13 protein-coding genes and 1 pseudogene are annotated in these 17,099 nt (G+C 64.9%); 9 read left to right on the forward strand and 5 right to left on the reverse strand.

The genetic code is table 11. The features are described 5' to 3' along the window. Nucleotides 1–199 precede the first annotated feature (199 nt). The 6 genes from HQN78_RS08410 (at nt 200) to HQN78_RS08435 (ending at nt 7,221) form a co-directional block, all read left to right on the forward strand. The gene (locus HQN78_RS08410) at nt 200–1,537 is read left to right on the forward strand and encodes a glutamine synthetase family protein (protein WP_235088963.1); all 1,338 of its coding nucleotides are present in this window, start codon (nt 200–202) and stop codon (nt 1,535–1,537) included. Continuing rightward, a complete protein-coding gene (locus HQN78_RS08415; RefSeq protein ID WP_235088964.1) occupies nt 1,538–2,923 on the forward strand; it encodes an aldehyde dehydrogenase family protein in 1,386 nt (461 codons plus the stop codon). A gap of 4 nt (nt 2,924–2,927) precedes the next feature. Beyond that, nucleotides 2,928–4,088, forward strand: a complete 1,161-nt coding sequence (locus tag HQN78_RS08420; RefSeq protein WP_235088965.1) for an iron-containing alcohol dehydrogenase — start codon at nt 2,928–2,930, stop codon at nt 4,086–4,088. Then, on the forward strand, nt 4,088–4,798 hold the full coding sequence (locus HQN78_RS08425) for a gamma-glutamyl-gamma-aminobutyrate hydrolase family protein (RefSeq protein ID WP_107799420.1): 711 nt from the start codon (nt 4,088–4,090) through the stop codon (nt 4,796–4,798). Before HQN78_RS08420 ends, HQN78_RS08425 begins: the two co-directional genes overlap by 1 nt. A 145-nt stretch (nt 4,799–4,943) precedes the next feature. Next, a complete protein-coding gene (locus tag HQN78_RS08430; protein WP_235088968.1) occupies nt 4,944–6,482 on the forward strand; it encodes an amino acid permease in 1,539 nt (512 codons plus the stop codon). Between the two features lie 100 nt (nt 6,483–6,582). Further along, the gene (locus tag HQN78_RS08435) at nt 6,583–7,221 is read left to right on the forward strand and encodes a LysE family translocator (protein WP_227107952.1); all 639 of its coding nucleotides are present in this window, start codon (nt 6,583–6,585) and stop codon (nt 7,219–7,221) included. A 75-nt stretch (nt 7,222–7,296) separates the two neighbouring features. Here the strand turns inward: HQN78_RS08435 and HQN78_RS08440 are convergent, their stop codons facing one another. From HQN78_RS08440 to HQN78_RS08460, 5 genes are all read right to left on the reverse strand, one after another. After that, nucleotides 7,297–7,500 carry a DUF2788 domain-containing protein gene (locus tag HQN78_RS08440; protein WP_019099892.1) on the reverse strand — a complete coding sequence of 68 codons (204 nt, stop codon included), beginning with the start codon at nt 7,498–7,500 and terminating at the stop codon, nt 7,297–7,299. Between the two features lie 114 nt (nt 7,501–7,614). Then, nucleotides 7,615–8,499: a DMT family transporter gene (locus tag HQN78_RS08445; RefSeq protein ID WP_235088970.1), complete on the reverse strand. Its 885-nt coding sequence runs from the start codon at nt 8,497–8,499 to the stop codon at nt 7,615–7,617. 57 nt (nt 8,500–8,556) lie between these two features. Continuing rightward, nucleotides 8,557–9,783 carry an argininosuccinate synthase gene (locus HQN78_RS08450; protein ID WP_107801798.1) on the reverse strand — a complete coding sequence of 409 codons (1,227 nt, stop codon included), beginning with the start codon at nt 9,781–9,783 and terminating at the stop codon, nt 8,557–8,559. Between the two features lie 97 nt (nt 9,784–9,880). Continuing rightward, on the reverse strand, nt 9,881–10,804 hold the full coding sequence (argF, locus tag HQN78_RS08455; protein ID WP_107799423.1) for an ornithine carbamoyltransferase: 924 nt from the start codon (nt 10,802–10,804) through the stop codon (nt 9,881–9,883). 192 nt (nt 10,805–10,996) lie between these two features. Then, nucleotides 10,997–12,955 carry an aminotransferase class I/II-fold pyridoxal phosphate-dependent enzyme gene (locus HQN78_RS08460; protein WP_235088971.1) on the reverse strand — a complete coding sequence of 653 codons (1,959 nt, stop codon included), beginning with the start codon at nt 12,953–12,955 and terminating at the stop codon, nt 10,997–10,999. Nucleotides 12,956–13,170: 215 nt separating this feature from the next. Here HQN78_RS08460 and dinG point away from each other — a divergent pair, with 215 nt between their 5' ends. From dinG to HQN78_RS08475, 3 genes and pseudogenes are all read left to right on the forward strand, one after another. Next, nucleotides 13,171–15,297 carry an ATP-dependent DNA helicase DinG gene (gene dinG / locus HQN78_RS08465; protein ID WP_235088972.1) on the forward strand — a complete coding sequence of 709 codons (2,127 nt, stop codon included), beginning with the start codon at nt 13,171–13,173 and terminating at the stop codon, nt 15,295–15,297. A gap of 126 nt (nt 15,298–15,423) precedes the next feature. Further along, nucleotides 15,424–15,708 (forward strand): annotated as a pseudogene (locus HQN78_RS08470) (DUF3579 domain-containing protein); the annotation flags it as partial. A 210-nt stretch (nt 15,709–15,918) separates the two neighbouring features. Next, nucleotides 15,919–17,097 carry a porin gene (locus HQN78_RS08475; protein ID WP_235088973.1) on the forward strand — a complete coding sequence of 393 codons (1,179 nt, stop codon included), beginning with the start codon at nt 15,919–15,921 and terminating at the stop codon, nt 17,095–17,097. Nucleotides 17,098–17,099 lie beyond the last annotated feature (2 nt).

The raw sequence follows: 17,099 nt of genomic DNA on the forward strand, positions 1-17,099 counted from the left end.
TCATTTTTTTTTAACGAATAATACTACCCAAACAACATGGCGGCGACAAAAAAGCAGCCCACGAGGAAGCGACAAATCACCGCCAAAACAGACAGTTGCAAGCCAGACGATGAACGCTCGGCCGGTATCGGGGAAGTTAGACCGCGGCAATCAGGGAGAGACAGCGATGGAAGCACGCGACGTAAAGACAATCGCGGATTTGAAGGTTTTGATCGAAGAACGCCGCCTGAGTCAGATCAAGGTGGGCCTGGTGGACATGGACGGGGTGATGTGCGGCAAATACATGTCGCGCGACAAATTCCTGTGCGCCCTGGAAGGCGGCTTCGGCTTCTGCGACGTGGTGTTCGGCTGGGACGTGGGCGACAAGTTGTACGACAACACCCTGCTCACCGGTTGGGGCCGCGGCTACGGCGACGCCGAGGTGAGGCTGATTCCCGAATCCTGCCGCGACCTGCCGCTGGAAGGCGATATGATCTTCGTCCAGGGCGAAGTGGTGGGCCGGCTGGAAAGCCTCTGTCCGCGCGGCCTGCTGCGCCGAGTGCTGGAGCGCGCGCGCAACATGGGCTTCGACGTGCTGGCCGGCTTCGAATACGAGTTTCTGGCGGTGGACGAAGACAACGACGCGCTGCAGCAGCGGCTGTACCAACACCCCAAGCCGCTGGGCAGCGGTGCCTTCGGCTACTCCATTCTGCGCAGCTCGGTGAACACCGACTTCTACCGCGCGCTGCTGGACCTGTGCGAACAGATGCAGATGCCGATCGAAGGCCTGCACGAGGAAACCGGACCCGGCGCGCTGGAAGCCGCGCTGTGCGTGGACAACGCCTTGCGCGCCGCCGACAACGCCGTCTGTTTCAAGACCTTCTCCAAGGTGCTGGCGGAGAAACAGGGCCGCATGCTCTGCTATATGGCCAAGTGGCACCAGGAGCAATCCGGCCAGGGCGGCCACATCCATATCTCGCTGCGCCGCCGCGACAGCGGCGACAGCGCCTTCCACCAGCCGGGCCGCGAACACGCGATCAGCGACGCGATGCGCCACTTCATCGGCGGCATCCAGCGGCTGATGCCGGAATTCATGAGCCTGGCCGCACCCACGGTCAACAGCTTCCGCCGGCTGGTGCCCGGCTATTGGGCGCCCACCAGCTCGCTATGGGGCGTGGACAACCGCACCGTGGCCATCCGCGCGATTCCCGGCAGCGCCAAATCGCAACGCGTCGAATACCGCCTGCCCGGTGCCGACAGCAATCCCTATCTGGCGCTGGCCAGCGGCCTGGCCGCCGGCCTCTACGGCATCGAACACCGGATCGAGCCGGAAGAACCGGTCAGCGCCAACGGCTACCTGCTGGACGCCCCGCCCCATTTGAAACTTCACCGCACCTTGTGGGAGGCCGCTCAGGCGCTGCGCGGCTCCGCCGCCGCCCGCGACTGGTTCGGCGACGACTTCGTCGATCACTTCGCCGCCACCCGCGAATGGGAGGAACGCGAGTTCCAGCGCCATGTCACCGACTGGGAATTGAAACGCTACTTCGAGATCATCTAAATGAGCGAAAACTACTCCGTCATCACCCCGCTGGACGGTTCCACCCTGCTGCAACGCGGCTACACCAGCCCGGTCCAGACCCAGGCCGCGCTGGACGCCGCCCGCGCCGCCCAGGCCGGCTGGCGCGCCACGCCGCTGGCCGAACGCAAGGCCTTGATCGGCCGGGCGGTGGACTGGCTGATCGCCCACAAGAGCGACTGCGCCGACGCCGTCACCCGCCAGATAGGCCGGCCCATCCGTCAATCCCCCGGCGAGATCGGCGGCCTGGCCGAGCGCGCGCGCCATATGCTGGACATCGCCGAGGAGGCGCTGGCCGACCTCCACCCCGCGCCCAAGCCCGGCTTCGAGCGCTGGCTGCGCCGCGAACCGCTGGGTACGGTGCTGGTGCTGGCGCCGTGGAACTACCCCTTCCTCACCGCCATCAACACCATCGCGCCGGCGCTGGCCGCCGGCAACTGCGTGCTGCTCAAGCATTCCTCGCAAACCCCGCTGATCGCCGATCTGTTCCGCCAGGCCTGCGCCGCCGCCGGCCTGCCCATCGGCGTGTTCCAGACCCTGGAACTGGACCATGCCGCCACCTTGAAACTGACTGCCGCGCCGGAGATCGACTTCGTCGCCTTCACCGGTTCGGTCAGCGGCGGCCGCGCGGTGCAAAGGGCGGCCGCCGAGCGCTTCATCGGCGTCGGCCTGGAACTGGGCGGCAAGGACCCGGCCTATGTGCGCGCCGACGCCGACCTGCCGGCGGCGATAGAAAACCTGGTGGACGGCGCTTTCTTCAATTCCGGCCAGTCCTGCTGCGGCATCGAACGCATCTATGTGCAACGCCAGCGCTACCGCGACTTCGTCGACGGCTTCGTCGAGCTGACCCGGACCTATCGCTTCGGCCATCCGCTGGACCCGGACACCAATCTGGGGCCCATGGTGCGCGCCGGCGCCGCCGACTTCGTGCGCGGCCAGATCCAGGCGGCGCTGGCCGCCGGCGCACGCGCGCTGATTCCGGCCGGCCATTTCGCCGCCGACGCGCCGGGCAGCGCCTATCTGGCGCCGCAGGTGCTGGTGGACGTGGACCACGCCATGAGCGTGATGCGCGATGAGAGCTTCGGCCCGGTGATCGGCATCATGGCGGTGGACTCCGACGAGGAGGCGCTGCGGCTAATGAACGACAGCGCCTACGGCCTGACCGCCTCGATCTGGACCGCGGACCGCGACGCCGCCGTCCGCCTGGGCCAGCAACTGGAGACCGGCACCGTGTTCATGAACCGCTGCGACTACCTGGACCCGGCGCTGGCCTGGACCGGGGTCAAGGACACCGGCCGCGGCGTGTCCTTGTCCACGCTGGGCTATCAGCAGCTGACCCGGGTCAAATCCTTTCATCTCAAGGGGTAAGGCGATGCAACTGCAAGGCAACTGGAACTATCCGACCAGCATCCGCTTCGGCGCCGGCCGCGCCGCCGAACTGCCGGCGCTGTGCCGCGAACTGGGCATGCGCCGCCCGCTGCTGGTCACCGACCCCGGCCTGGCCCGGCTGCCGATGCTGGCCCGGCTGCGGAGCTTGCTGAGCGACGCCGGCCTGGAGACGGCCTTGTTCAGCGATATGCGCCCCAATCCGGTGGGCCGCGACGTCGACGCCGGCGTCGCCGCCTTCCGCGACGGCCGCCACGACGGGGTGGTCGCCGTCGGCGGCGGCAGCGCGCTGGACGTGGGCAAGGCCATCGCTTTGATGTCCGGACAAAAACGCCCGCTGTGGGACTTCGAGGATGTGGGCGACAACTGGCTGCGCGTGGATCCCGCCGGCGTCGCGCCCACGCTGGCGGTGCCCACCACCGCCGGCACCGGCTCCGAGGTGGGGCGCGCGTCCCTGATCATCGACGAGGCCGCGCACCGCAAGGTCATCATCTTCCATCCGGCCATGCTGCCCAAGCTGGTGCTGGCGGATCCGGAACTGACCGTCGGCCTGCCGCCGGCGCTGACCGCCGCCACCGGCGTCGACGCGCTGGTGCACAATCTGGAAGCCTTCTGCTCCCCGTTCTACCACCCCATCGCCCAAGGCGTGGCGCTGGAAGGCATGCGGCTGGCGCACGACTGGCTGCCGGCGGCCCACGCCGACGGCGGCAATCTGGAAGCCCGCGCCCAGATGCTGTCCTGTTCCATCATGGGCGCCACCGCCTTCCAGAAAGGCCTGGGCGGCGTGCACGCGCTGGCGCATCCCATCGGCGCGGTGTTCGACACCCACCACGGCCTGGCCAACGCCGTGCTGCTGCCCTATGTGCTGGTGCGCAACCGGCCGGCGATAGCCGAACGACTGAGCGCCGCCGCCCGCTACCTGGGCCTGGCCGACGCCGGCTTCGACGGTTTCCTGGCCTGGGTGCTGCAATTGCGCGCCGGCCTGGGCATTCCGCACACCCTGGCGGAGATCGGCATCGGCGCGGACGCCGCCGCCGACATCGGCCGCATGGCCAAGGCCGACCCCAGCGACGGCGGCAACCCCTTGCCCCTGTCCGCCGACGACTACCGCGCGATCTTCCTCGCCGCGCAGCAAGGCAGGCTGTGATGAGGCGCCCGCTGATCGGCCTGACCACCTACCCGGCCACGCCCGAGCACGGCTACCACACGCCGCTGGAATACGTGGCGGCGGTGGTGCGCGCCGGCGGCGCGCCGGTGCAATTGCCGGCGCTGGGCCCGGAGATGGTGGACGGCTGGCTGGACAAGCTGGACGGCGTGGTGCTGATCGGCGGCGGCGACATCGACCCGGCCCGCTTCGACCGCGACGGCCACCCGACCATTTACAACCTCAGCCCGGAGCGCGACGCCACCGAAATCGCGCTGGCGCGCGCGCTGCTGCAACGCAAGCTGCCGACGCTGGCGATCTGCCGCGGCCTGCAAATCCTCAACACCGTGCTGGGCGGCAGCCTGCACCTGCACCTGCCGGACGTGGTGGGCGAGGCCGTGCCCCATCGCGCGCCGCCGCGCGTGCCGACGCCGCACCCGGTGCGCGTCGCCGCCGATTCCTGCCTGGCGGGCCTGATCGGCACCGAAGTCCTCACCCAGTCCTGGCACCACCAGGCGATAGACCGCCCCGGCCACGGCGTGGTGCCGGTGGCTTGGGCGCCGGACGGCGTGATCGAGGCGATAGAAATCGCCGATTTTCCCCAGTTGATCGCGGTGCAATGGCACCCCGAGCTCTCCGCCGAGCGCGACAGCGGCCAGCAAAGGCTGTTCGACGCGCTGGTCACCATGAGCGGAACGCCGCCGCCCGGCTGAGCGCCGCCGCGCCTCGCTTCTGAAATAGACACGAAGCCCGGATCACCGGGCCAGGGCCCGGCCGGCCTCCGCCGCCGTTCGGGCGCCGGCGCGTACGCGCGCCTAGGCGGAAAACCACAGACATGCACAATGAGAGAGGAACATCATGGAACCAGTTCGGCATGAGTCCGCGCCCGTCGGCGAGGACGAGAAACTGTTGCACAGCATGGGTTACGCTCAGGAGTTGTCCCGACGCATGAGCGGCTTTTCCAACTTCGCCATCTCCTTTTCCATCATCTGCGTGCTGGCCGGCGGCATCACCGCCTTCCCGGCCGGACTCAGCGCCGGCGGCGGCGCGGCCATCGGCATAGGCTGGCCGCTGGGCGCGCTGTTCGCCGCCATCGTCGCCGCGGCCATGGCCCAGATCGCCTCCGCCTACCCCACCGCCGGCGGGCTTTACCACTGGGCGTCCATTCTGGGCGGCAAGGGCCTGGGTTGGACCACCGCCTGGATCAATCTGCTGGGACTGATCTTCGTCACCGCCGCGGTCAATTTCGGCGTTTACGACCCCTTCTTCAAAACCCTGGTCGCGCCGCTGCTGGGCCTGAATCCGGAACAGCTGGGCTGGGGCCATCAGACCTTGTTCCTCGCCGTGGTGGCGCTGAGCCAGGCCTGGCTCAACCATCTGGGCATCAAGCTCACCACCCGGCTGACCGATCTGTCCGGCTATCTGATCTTCGTCGTCACCCTGGCCCTGGTGGTGTCGCTGCTGATCTACGCGCCTGGACCGCTGGACTTCTCCCGCCTGTGGACCTTCCACAATTACAGCGGCGCCGACGGCGGCGCCTGGCCGCGGATGGACAATACTGTGATGGTGTTCCTGGCCGGCCTGCTGCTCACCGTCTATACCCTGACCGGCTACGACGCCTCCGCCCACACCTCGGAGGAGACCCGCGAAGCGGCGCGCAATGTGCCCAAGGGCATCTTGCGCTCGGTGCTGTGGTCCGGCGTGTTCGGCTATCTGATGATCTGCGCCTTCGTGCTGGTGCTGCCGGACCTGGGCGCCGGGGTCAAGGCCGGCATGGGCTTTTTCGATCTGCTGCTGAGCGCGCTGCCGCCGGCCTTGAAGGCGGCGCTGGGCATAGGCATCTTTCTGGTCAACTATCTGTGCGGCCTGGCCTGCCTGACCTCCACCTCGCGCATGATGTACGCCTTCGCCCGCGACGGCGGCCTGCCGGCCTCGCGCTGGCTGCGCCAGGTGCATCCGCAACACCGCACTCCGGGCCCGGCGATCTGGGTCAGCGCCGCGCTCGCCATCGCCGCCACCTTGTACGGCGACGCCTTCCTGGTGCTGTCCACCGGCGCCGCGGTGTTCCTGTACATTTCCTACATCCTGCCGTCCGCCGCCGGCCTGTTCGCCGAGGGCCGCAGCTGGACCCACAAGGGGCCGTTCGATCTGGGCCGGGCGTCCAAGCCCATCGCCGCGCTGGCCACCCTGGGCGGCGCGGTGCTGGTCTTCGTCGGCATCCAGCCGCCGAATGAGAAGGTCTTGTACCTGACCGTCGCGCTGCTGCTGGTGCTGGCCTTGTTCTGGTTCGCGCTGGGCGTGCGCAAGCAATTCAAGGGACCGCCCACCGGTCAGCGCATCCAAGGCCATCAAGCGCATATCCGCGAAATCGAAAGCGCGCTGGACGAGGCAGGCTGAACGCGCAGTCCAAAGGGAGACCGGCGCGGCCGGACAAAGCGCTTGTCTCCCGGCGGCAAATGCGGAATCATCCGGACACGAACCACCGCCAGAGAAGCCCATGCTCGTCACCCCGGAACAATTGCTCGCCTTCACCGCCGCCGCGATGCTGATCACCCTGTCGCCCGGCCCGGACAATCTGATGGTGCTGAGCCAGGGCATCGCCCGCGGCCGCCGCCAGGGCATGGCCTTCGGCCTGGGCTGCGCCTTGGGCTGCCTGAACCACACGGTGCTGGCCGCGCTCGGCGTCAGCGCGCTGATCGCCGCCTCCCCGCTGGCCTTCACGCTGCTGAAGTTCGCCGGCGGCGGCTATCTGATCTATCTGGGCTGGCAGGCGCTGCGCAGCCCCGGCGCCAGCTTCCAGGCCGGCGCCGCCGGGCGGGACGCCGCGCCGCTGGCCGCCACCTTCCGCAAAGGCCTGATCGCCAATGCGATCAACCCCAAGGTGGTGCTGTTCTTCCTCGCCTTCCTGCCGCAATTCGTCAACCCGGCCCAGGGTCCGGCCGGGCTGCAGATCGCCGCGCTCGGCCTGGTCTTCACGCTGCAAGGCGCGCTGATTTTCGGCTGCCTCGGCTATTTCTCCGGCACCATCGGCCAATGGCTGTCCAAGAGCCGCCGCGCCAGCCAGTGGCTGGACCGCATCGCCGGCAGCGTGTTCATCGCGCTGGGCTTGAAGCTGATACTGGACCGCGGTCACTAGCGGCTAGCGAGTTTTCCAGGGGCCGTAAAAAAGCCGGCAAGCAAGCTTGCCGGCTGTTCGCGGTATCGCGGGTCTTCACTTCTGGATCAGGAACTCCACCAGCACGTTCTTGAACAGGAAGCCGGACACGCCGAAGCCCAGCACCAGGAACAGGATGAACATGCCCATCTTGCCGGCCTGAGCCTTCTTGCCCAGGTCCCAGATGATGAAGCCCATGAAAATGATCAGGCCACCCAGGCACACGATCATGGAAATATTGGTGAATTGTTCTTCCGACACTTGTTATCCTTTGCGTCCACAGCAGATCACGGACCGGCGGGGTCTTAGCGATGCGCCCCGCCTGGCCGTAATAAGATACTCGCCATCGCCCTCCGGCTCAATGCCCGCGCGCGGCTATCGGCGCCAGCGCAACCTCTGCAGCACTAGGGCGACGCCCAGCGCGGCCAACAGCATGCCGCCCACCGCCAGCAGACTCAATTGCTCGTCGAACAGCCACCAGGCCTGCACCGCGGCCAGGCCCGGCGTCAGATAGAAATAGCTGGCCACCTTGCTGACCTCGCCGTCCTTCAACATGCGCATCAGCAGCAGGATGGCGAGCACCGACAGCGCCAGCACGCTCCAGCCCAGGGCCAGCGCCAGTTGCGCGTTCCAGTGGATGGCCTCGCCGCGCTCCAGCCCCAGGGCCAGCGCGCCGGTAATCAGGAAGGCGGCCAGGTATTGATGGAAGGCGCCGGTCAACGGATGCACGCCCTGGCCGAAGCGTTTCTGGTACAAGGTGCCGGCGGTGATCGCACACAAGGCCAGCGCGGTCAGCCACAGGCCGGGATTGGCGCCTAACTGCAAGCCCTTGCCGCCCAGCACCACCAGCAGCGCGCCGCCAAAGCCTGTCGCCAGGCCCAGCCATTGCATGCGGCTCAGCCGCTGCTCGCCCATCAGCCAGCTCAGTATCGCGGTCAGTATCGGCTGCAGGCCGACGATCAGCGCGGTGATGCCGGCCGGCACCGCCAGCTTGATGCCGGCGAAGCTGGCGCCCAGATAAAGGCCGTGCAGCATGGCGCCGCAAGCCCATTGGTGCTTGGCCGCCGCCAGGCCCGGCCAGGCGGGCCGGAAGCAGGCGATCAGCGCGCCGAAGCACAACAGGGTCAGACCCATCCGTATCGCCAAAAAGGTGAACGGGCCGATGAAAGGCAGGCCCAGCTTGGCGCCGATGAAGCCGGTGCTCCACAGCAACACGAAGGCCCAGGGGATCCAGGCATTGGATCGATGATTGGTTTCCATATTTTGCGTCATTAAAAAAAGCCCCCTGCGGGGGCTTTTGGGGTCCAACGCGGCGCTTTAGCCGCGTTTCTGTTTGGCGTTGCCGGCAATCCGCATCCGCAACGCGTTCAGGCGGATGAAACCGGCCGCGTCGGCGTGATTGTAGGCGCCGCCGTCTTCGTCGAAGGTGGCGATGGCGGGGTCGAACAGCGAGTCGGTCTTGGATTCGCGGCCCACCACGATCACATTGCCCTTGTACAGTTTCAGCCGCACCCAGCCGTTGACCGTGGCCTGGGAGGCGTCGATCATGCCTTGCAGCATCAGACGCTCCGGGCTCCACCAGTAGCCGGTGTAGACCAGCTTGGCGTACTTGGGCATCAGTTCGTCCTTCAGGTGGGCCACTTCGCGGTCCAGGGTGATGGATTCGATCGCGCGGTGCGCCTTCAACATGATGGAGCCGCCCGGGGTTTCGTAGCAGCCGCGGGACTTCATGCCCACATAGCGGTTTTCCACGATGTCCAGCCGGCCGATGCCGTGCTTGCCGCCCAGGCGGTTCAGCTCGGTCAGCACCTGGGCCGGGCTCATCGCCACGCCGTTGATCGCGGTGATGTCGCCCTTCTCATAGCTCAGCTCAATGTATTCGGCCTGGTCCGGCGCGTTCTCCGGGCTCACCGTCCACAACCACATATCTTCTTCCGGCTCCGCCGCCGGGTCTTCCAGCACCGTGCCTTCATAGGAGATGTGCAGCAGATTGGCGTCCATCGAATACGGGCTGCCGCCGTTCTTCTTCTTGCTGATGTCGATGCCGTGGGTTTCCGCGTAGTTCAGCAGTTTTTCCCGCGACAGCAGATCCCATTCGCGCCACGGCGCGATCACCTTGACGTCCGGCTTCAGCGCGTAATAGCCCAGCTCGAAGCGCACCTGATCGTTGCCCTTGCCAGTGGCGCCGTGAGACACCGCGTCGGCGCCCACCTGGTTGGCGATCTCGATCTGGCGCTTGGCGATCAACGGCCGCGCGATCGAGGTGCCCAGCAGGTACTCGCCTTCGTAAACGGCGTTGGCGCGGAACATCGGAAACACGAAGTCGCGGACAAACTCCTCGCGCAGATCGTCAATGAAGATGTTTTCCGGCTTGATGCCCAGCGACACCGCCTTCTTGCGCGCCGGTTCCACTTCTTCGCCCTGGCCGATGTCGGCGGTGAAGGTCACCACCTCGCATTGATAGGTATCCTGCAGCCACTTGAGAATTACCGAAGTATCCAGACCGCCGGAATAAGCCAGTACCACTTTCTTGATGTCAGACATTTTGTATTCTTTCAAATCCATTGATTGCCGGATCCGGCCCGCGCCTGGCGCGGCCTTGCCGAATCGCGTAAACGGCGGGCTCGCCCGCGTCGTCAGTTCAGTCGTAGCGCTGGCCCAGCAGCAGGAACTCGATCAGCGCCTTCTGTACGTGCATGCGGTTTTCCGCCTCGTCCCAGACCACGCTCTGCGGCCCGTCTATCACCGCGGCGGCCACTTCCTCGCCCCGGTGCGCCGGCAAACAGTGCATGAACAAGGCGTCCGGCTTGGCCAGCTTCATCAGCTCCGGCGTCACCTGGTAGTCGCGGAAAGCTTCCAGCCGCGCTTCCTTCTCCGCCTCGAAACCCATGCTGGTGAACACATCGGTGGTCACCAGGTCCGCGCCGGTCGCCGCATGGCTGGCGCTGTGGCTGGGTTCGAAGTGCTCGGGGCCGTAATGCTGGCCGTCCAAAGCCTTGAGCTCGAAGCCCACCGGCGTCGCCACCTTGAGCTTGAAGCCCAGGATGCGAGCCGCCTGCAGCCAGGTGCGGCAGACATTGTTGCCGTCGCCTATCCAGGCCACGGTCTTGCCCTTGATCGAGCCGCGCTGCTCGATATAGGTGAAGATGTCCGCCAGAATCTGGCACGGGTGGTATTCGTTGGTCAGGCCGTTGATCACCGGCACCTTGGAATGCGCGGCCAGCCGCTGCACCAGCGCCTGCTCATAGGTGCGGATCATGATGATGTCGCTCATCCGGGACAGCACGCGGGCGGTGTCCTCGATGGGCTCGCCGCGGCCCATCTGCGAGCTTTGCGAGTCCAGGAACATCGCGTGGCCGCCCAGTTGCGCCATGCCCGCTTCGAAAGAAACGCGGGTGCGGGTGGAGTTCTTCTCGAACACCATGGACATCACCTTGCCGACGAGCGGCTGGTACAGCTGGCCGTCGCTACGTCGTCGTTTCAGGACCTTGCTGCGCTCGAAGAGATGGCGGTATTCCTCGTGGGTCAGGTCGCTGAATTGCAAGTAATGCCTAGGGGACGTCATGGTGCTCCATTTCAAAAAAAAAGCCACCGCGCGTTCGACACCGTTTCAGTGTCCTTCATGCGCGATGGCACATTACTACACGCTGGTCTCAAGTCATTCACAGGCGTCGCAAGCATGCCTACGCAAAGCGCATGATTTACATAATTGCGACAAGACTTATATTTATCGGAAATCAGCCTGTCTGACAAGCATTCATTTGAACAAGGCGCGTCCAGGCAGTTGCGCCAGCTCCCCTTCTTTGAGCACTCGCAGCAAAAACTCGCCGCCATCCTCGGCCAAGCCGTGCATTTCTATGGATTTCTGGGTTTTTTGCAGCCGCGCCAAATACGCGAGAATGGTGTCGTCTATCACCTGGCCGGGCACCAGCACCGGAATGCCGGGCGGATACGGCACGATCTGGTCGCAGCAGACCCGTCCGACCAGGGCCGCGTTGGGGCGGCCGTCGTCGTCCAGCAGCGGCAAGCGCTCGCCGGCCTCGTAAAAAGCGTCGCGCGGCAAGCTGGCCAGACTGGAGAAACGCGGAATCTCCGGCATCCTTCCCAGCGGTCGCGGCGGACGCTTTTCCTTGGCCAAACGCAGCATGGCGTCATAAAGCCGCGACACCTTGCTGCGGGTAGTGCCCAGGGTCAGCAGCAGGGTGATGGTGCTGAACGTGGATTTCTCCACCTGGATGTTGTAGCGCTCGAACAGCGCCTGCTGCAATTCGTCCGCGGTGAAGCCGGACTGGGTGATGTCCACGGTCAGCTTGGTCGGGTCCAGCTGGATGCCGTCCTCCCTCACCTCCTCCGGCAATAGGTCCGACAGTTCCAACACCCGGAAAGCGCCGGTGGAGTTGATCTTGTCGCGCAACTCCTGCGCCAGCTTCAGCGTGCGGTCCAGCAGCCGGTAGCCCTCCATCACCGCCTGTTTGCGCGCCACGTCCAGGCTGGCGATCAGGTTGTACTGCGGGCTGGTCGACGCGTGCATATTGAAGTTCTCGCGGAACAGGTGCGCGTCGAAGCCGGGGTCGTTGACGTGGATCATGCTGGCCTGGGAGAACGCCGACAGCACCTTGTGCGTGCTCTGGGTCACGTAGTCGGCGCCGGACTCCAGCGCCGTCGGCCGGAACGCCGGGTGGAAACGGGCGAAGCCGTACCAGGCCTCGTCGACGATGACCTTGATGCCCTGCTCGTGCGCGGCCTCGATGATGGGCTTCAGATCGTAACGCAGCCCGTCGTAGGTGCAGGAGGTCAGGATCAGCACCCGCGCGTCGGGGTTGGCGTCGATCGCGGCGAAGATGGTTTCCTTGGGCACCGGTCCGAAAATGCCGAACTGCTTGTTGATCGAGGAATCCAGATACACCGGCAGCGCGCCGGACAGGATCACGCCGTGATGCACCGATTTGTGACAATTGCGGTCCAGCAGCAGCTTGTCGCCGGGCGCCAGCAAGGTCTGGAAAATCACTTTGTTGGAGGTGGAGGTGCCATTGGTGGCGAAGTAGGTGCGCTTGGCGCCGAAGGCCTTGGCCGCCAGCATCTGCGCCTCCTCGATCACCCCGGTGGGGTGCAGCAGCGAATCCAGCATCGGCACCGACACCGACAGGTCGGCGCGCAGCATGCTCTCGCCGACGAAATCATGGAAATCGCCGACCCAGGGGCTGCCTTTCAAGGAATCGCCGCCGGAATGGCCCGGCGTGTGCCAGGAATCCTTGGCCATGCGCACGTACTGCTTGAGCTTGTCGTAGAACGGCGTCGCGGACTTTTCCGCCAGCTCCGCCGACAAAATGCGGAACCAGCCGTGGAAATCCAGCTCGTCGCGGTAGAAATAGCCGTCCACCGCGTGGCTGGCCAGGTCTTCCACCAGCGCGCGCTCGTCGTCGTCGAACAATAAGACATACAGCGAAATTTCCGGACGGAAGGCGCTGATGCGGTTGGCCAGCTGCGCCGCCGCCTGACTGACGCCCTTCTCCTGCAACTGCTTGTCCACCAGCACCACCTGGACGTCGCCGTCTCGGGCGATCTGATCCAGCGCGTCCTGACTGCGCGCGACGCCGACGAAAGTCAGGCCGTAGGGGTTTTCCAGCCGGACCGCGGCGGCGCCCAGTCCGGCCAGCACATCGGCCTGCCATTTGGCGTCGTCGCTGACCACCAGCACTCGGCTAACGGGTGTCATGATCGGGTTTCTCCTGTTGATATTGCTTTGCGCTGTTATTGATGGATTTGTCTGCCTAAGTCGCTCGCGCAATTTCGCTTGTTTTTATATTTGCCTATCCTATCCACATCCGCGCATCGCCGTCATTTTGCAGTCGCACATCAGGATTTCCCCATATTCGACGCCCGGCTTGGCGCGGCCAGACAAGGCCGCCCCCTTGCGGTACAATCGCCGCCATGCTGACCCCTGCTGAAAAAGACGCGATTCGCGACCATTACCGGACCATAGCCGACAACTTGCCGGGCTTCCGCCCGCGCGCCGCGCAACGCCGCATGCTGGCGGAGATCGCCAACGCGCTGTCGCGCAGCAAGGACAAGGAAGGCGACGACTGGCCGGAGCGCGCCGGCGAAAGCATCGCCGTGATCGAAGGCCCCACCGGGGTCGGCAAAAGCCTGGCCTACCTGCTGGCCGGCGGCGTGATGGCCAAATCCCGCGCCAAGAAACTGGTGGTCACCAGCGCCACCGTCGCCCTGCAAGAGCAACTGGTCAACCGCGACCTGCCCTTCGTCGTCGAAAACAGCGGCCTGCCGCTGACCTTCGCCCTGGCCAAGGGCCGCGGCCGCTATCTGTGTCCGCAGCGCATTTACGCGCTGACCGCCGAGAACGCCCAAGGCCAGCTGCTGGACCTGGACCCGACGCTGGCGCTATGGGACCGCAAGCCGGAAGCCGGCGAAATCGAAACCCTGCGCCAGCTGGCCGACGCCTTCTATTACCGCCGCTGGAACGGCGACCGCGACGCCTGGGAAAGCGTGATAGAGGACGGCCTGTGGTCGCGCGTCACCAACGACCGTCACGGCTGTTTGAAAGCCGCCTGCCCCAACCGGCCGGAATGCCCGTTCTATCTGGCGCGCGACGTGCTGGAAAACGTGGACGTGGTGGTGGCCAACCACGACCTGATGCTGGCCGACGTGTCCATGGGCGGCGGCGTCATCCTGCCGGCGCCGGAAGAAAGTTACTACTGTATCGACGAGGCGCACCACCTGGCCAAAAAGGCGGTTAACCAGTTTTCCGCCGAACATTCGCTGGCTCAGGCCATGTCCTGGCTGGACAAAGTGGCCGCCGCCGCCATCCGCGTGGAGGCGCTGACCGACAAGGTGGACATCGTCAGCCAGGCGATAGAAGCCGCCAGCGCCTGCTCCGAAACGCTGACCGAGTGGCTGTGGCTGCTGGAAGGCGAAGACGCGCTGGCCGCCTCCAGCGACAATCTGGAGCCCACCTGGCTGATAGAGGACGGCGTGCTGCCGGAACGCTTCCAGGGCCCCACCGCCAATATGGCCACCTCGGCCCGCTCGCTGTTCAAACAGCTGAGCCTGCTGACCGACGCGCTGGGCGAGGCGCGCAAGGACAAGGGCGGCGAAGCGGCGCAAGTCGACAAGACCGCTTCCGACCTGGGCTTTCTGACCGCGCGCGCCGAACAACTGCTGGCAGTGTGGGAGTTGTTTGAAAAAGAAACCGAGCCCGCCAGCCCGCCCATCGCCAAATGGATCACCCGCCGCGCCGAAGGCAAGGGCGATTACCTGTTCTCCGCCTCGCCGGTCAGCGCCGCCGCCAGCCTGGCCGCCACGCTGTGGCGCCGCGCCGCCGGCGCCATCCTGACCTCGGCCACGCTGCGCTCGCTGGGCGAATTCGACCTGCTACTGTCGCAGACCGGCCTGAAATGGATGCCGGAAGTCAGCTGCGTGGCGCTGGACTCCCCTTTCAATTTCGACGAGCAGGGCGAGCTGTATCTGCCGCCGATGCTGGCCAGCCCCAAGGACGCCGGCGGCCATACCCGCGAAATCGTGGAATGGCTGCCCAAGCTGATCGATGTGCAAGAACCGGTCGGCACCCTGGTGCTGTTCTCCTCCCGCAAACAAATGCAGGAGGTCGCCGCCGGCCTGCCGGCCGCGCTGCGCGAGCGGCTGCTGATTCAGGGCGAAATCCCCAAGAGCCTGCTGATAGAACAGCACCATCAGCGGCTGAAACAGAGCGAACCCAGCGTGATCTTCGGCCTGGATTCCTTCTCCGAAGGCCTGGACCTGCCCGGCGAAAGCTGCGTGCACGTGATTATTGCCAAACTGCCGTTCGCAATGCCGGACGATCCGGTAGGCAAAACCCTGTCGCGCTGGATAGAGAAACGCGGCGGCAATCCCTTCATCGAGATCACGGTGCCGGAAGCTTCGATCAAGCTGGTGCAGGCCGTGGGCCGGCTGATCCGCACCGAACGCGACTACGGCCGCGTCACCATTCTGGACAACCGCTTGCAAAAACAAAGCTACGGCAAGCGGCTGCTCGCCTCGCTGCCGCCATTCAAGCGCATCTGATTTTCGGGTAAAATGCTAAATATTCAGCAACAAACAAAACGCCTGAACATAAAACGCCAAGCGCAAATCGCTTAGCAGACGATAAAAAACAGGCTAAACCAAAAGCAAACACTCCGGTCCACCGCCATGATCTGCAATCCATACGAAATAGTCATCCAGGGCATCACTTCCGAGGGGCGCACCTTCCGCCCCAGCGACTGGGCCGAACGCCTGGCCGGCATCCTAGCCTCCTTCGACGATCAGAAACTGCACTACCACGCCCATGTCCGCCCGATGATGCTGGACGGCGTGCGCTGCGTGGCGGTGGACAAGAAACTGGAGAAAATCAGCCCGCAGGTGTTTTGCTTTCTGATGGACTTCGCCAAGGACAACGATCTGCGCATCGTCGATTGCCGCACCCTGCTGGACGAGGTCTACCCCAATCAATTCTTGGCGTAATTGCAACACTACCCCTGTCCGAATTGTCTTGATGCAACAACATTGCAACACTCACGTCATATTTTGTGGCTAAACTAAGACATGTGTTGTGGCGATACCGCACTTATCTACTATAGATATTGCAGGTCCGCCAGCTTCGGCACCTGACTTTAGTAAAGCAAAAACTGACTTGGAGCATTCAAGATGCAAAAGAAAAATCTGGCAGCCCTGCTTGCCGCAATGTTCGCCTTGCCCGTTGTCGCCCACGCTGACGTAACCATCTACGGTTTCCTCAGCGGCGGCATCGAATCGAGCAAAGCCACCGGTTCCGGCGGCAGCGAATACAGCAGCCGCACCCGCATCGTCGACCACAACTCCCGCATCGGCTTCAAGGGCTTTGAAGACATCGGCGGCGGCACCAAGGCGATCTGGCAGGTGGAAAACAGCCTGCGCAACTTCGAACAAGGCGGCACCAACGACAAAGGTCAAACCGCGACCTTCGCCACCCGCAACACCTTCATCGGCCTCGACAACGGCGACTTCGGCCGCGTGCTGCTGGGCCAACACGACTCCGCCTACAAGATGTTCACCGGCAGCAGCAACAGCGCGCTGGGCACCGACCTGATGGTCAACACCACCGCCGACAACTTCGGCAGCAGCTCGGTCAACAGCCGCGGCGAAGCGCGTATGGCCAACTCGGTTCACTACTTCTCCCCGAGCTGGGCCGGCTTCAAGCTCGGCGCGTCCTGGGGCGTGGATGAAAACCGCGTATCCGGCAACGACTCCAAACGCATCTCCCTGGGCCTGGGCTACACCTGGCAAGGCCTGAACCTGGCCGCCGCCTGGGATCGCCAGTACGATACGGCGGTTACGGCCAACAGCAACAGCTACAACACCTCCAGCAGCAACAGCCCGGCGGTACTGTCGCTGAACTCCGGCAAGAACGTCACCTTCTACGGTCTGGCCGCCAGCTATAAGTTCGACACCGGCACCTTCGTCGGCGGCAACTACGAGTGGGGCACCTACGACCAGGTAGGCGGCGGCCAAGTTAAGCAAGACGACTGGCTGATCGCTCTGGGTCAGGACTTCGGCGCGGCTTCGGTCAAGCTGTCCTACGGCCAGCTGGGCACGCTGAAGAACACCTCCGCCGGCGTTAACGGCGACGACTTCAAGGCCAAGCAATGGACTCTGGGCGGCACTTACAACCTGTCCAAAACCACTCAAGTGCTGGCTTACTACACCAAGATCAGCAACAACGCCAAGGCCAAGGCCAACTTCGCCAACAACCCGGTATACGATAGCAATCTGGGCGCCAGCAACGCTTCGTTGACCGCCGGCAACGACCCGCAAGCCTTCGGCGTAGGCTTCAAGATCGCCTTCTGATC

Source organism: Chromobacterium sp. Beijing, from assembly GCF_021496765.1.
Taxonomy (GTDB): domain Bacteria; phylum Pseudomonadota; class Gammaproteobacteria; order Burkholderiales; family Chromobacteriaceae; genus Chromobacterium.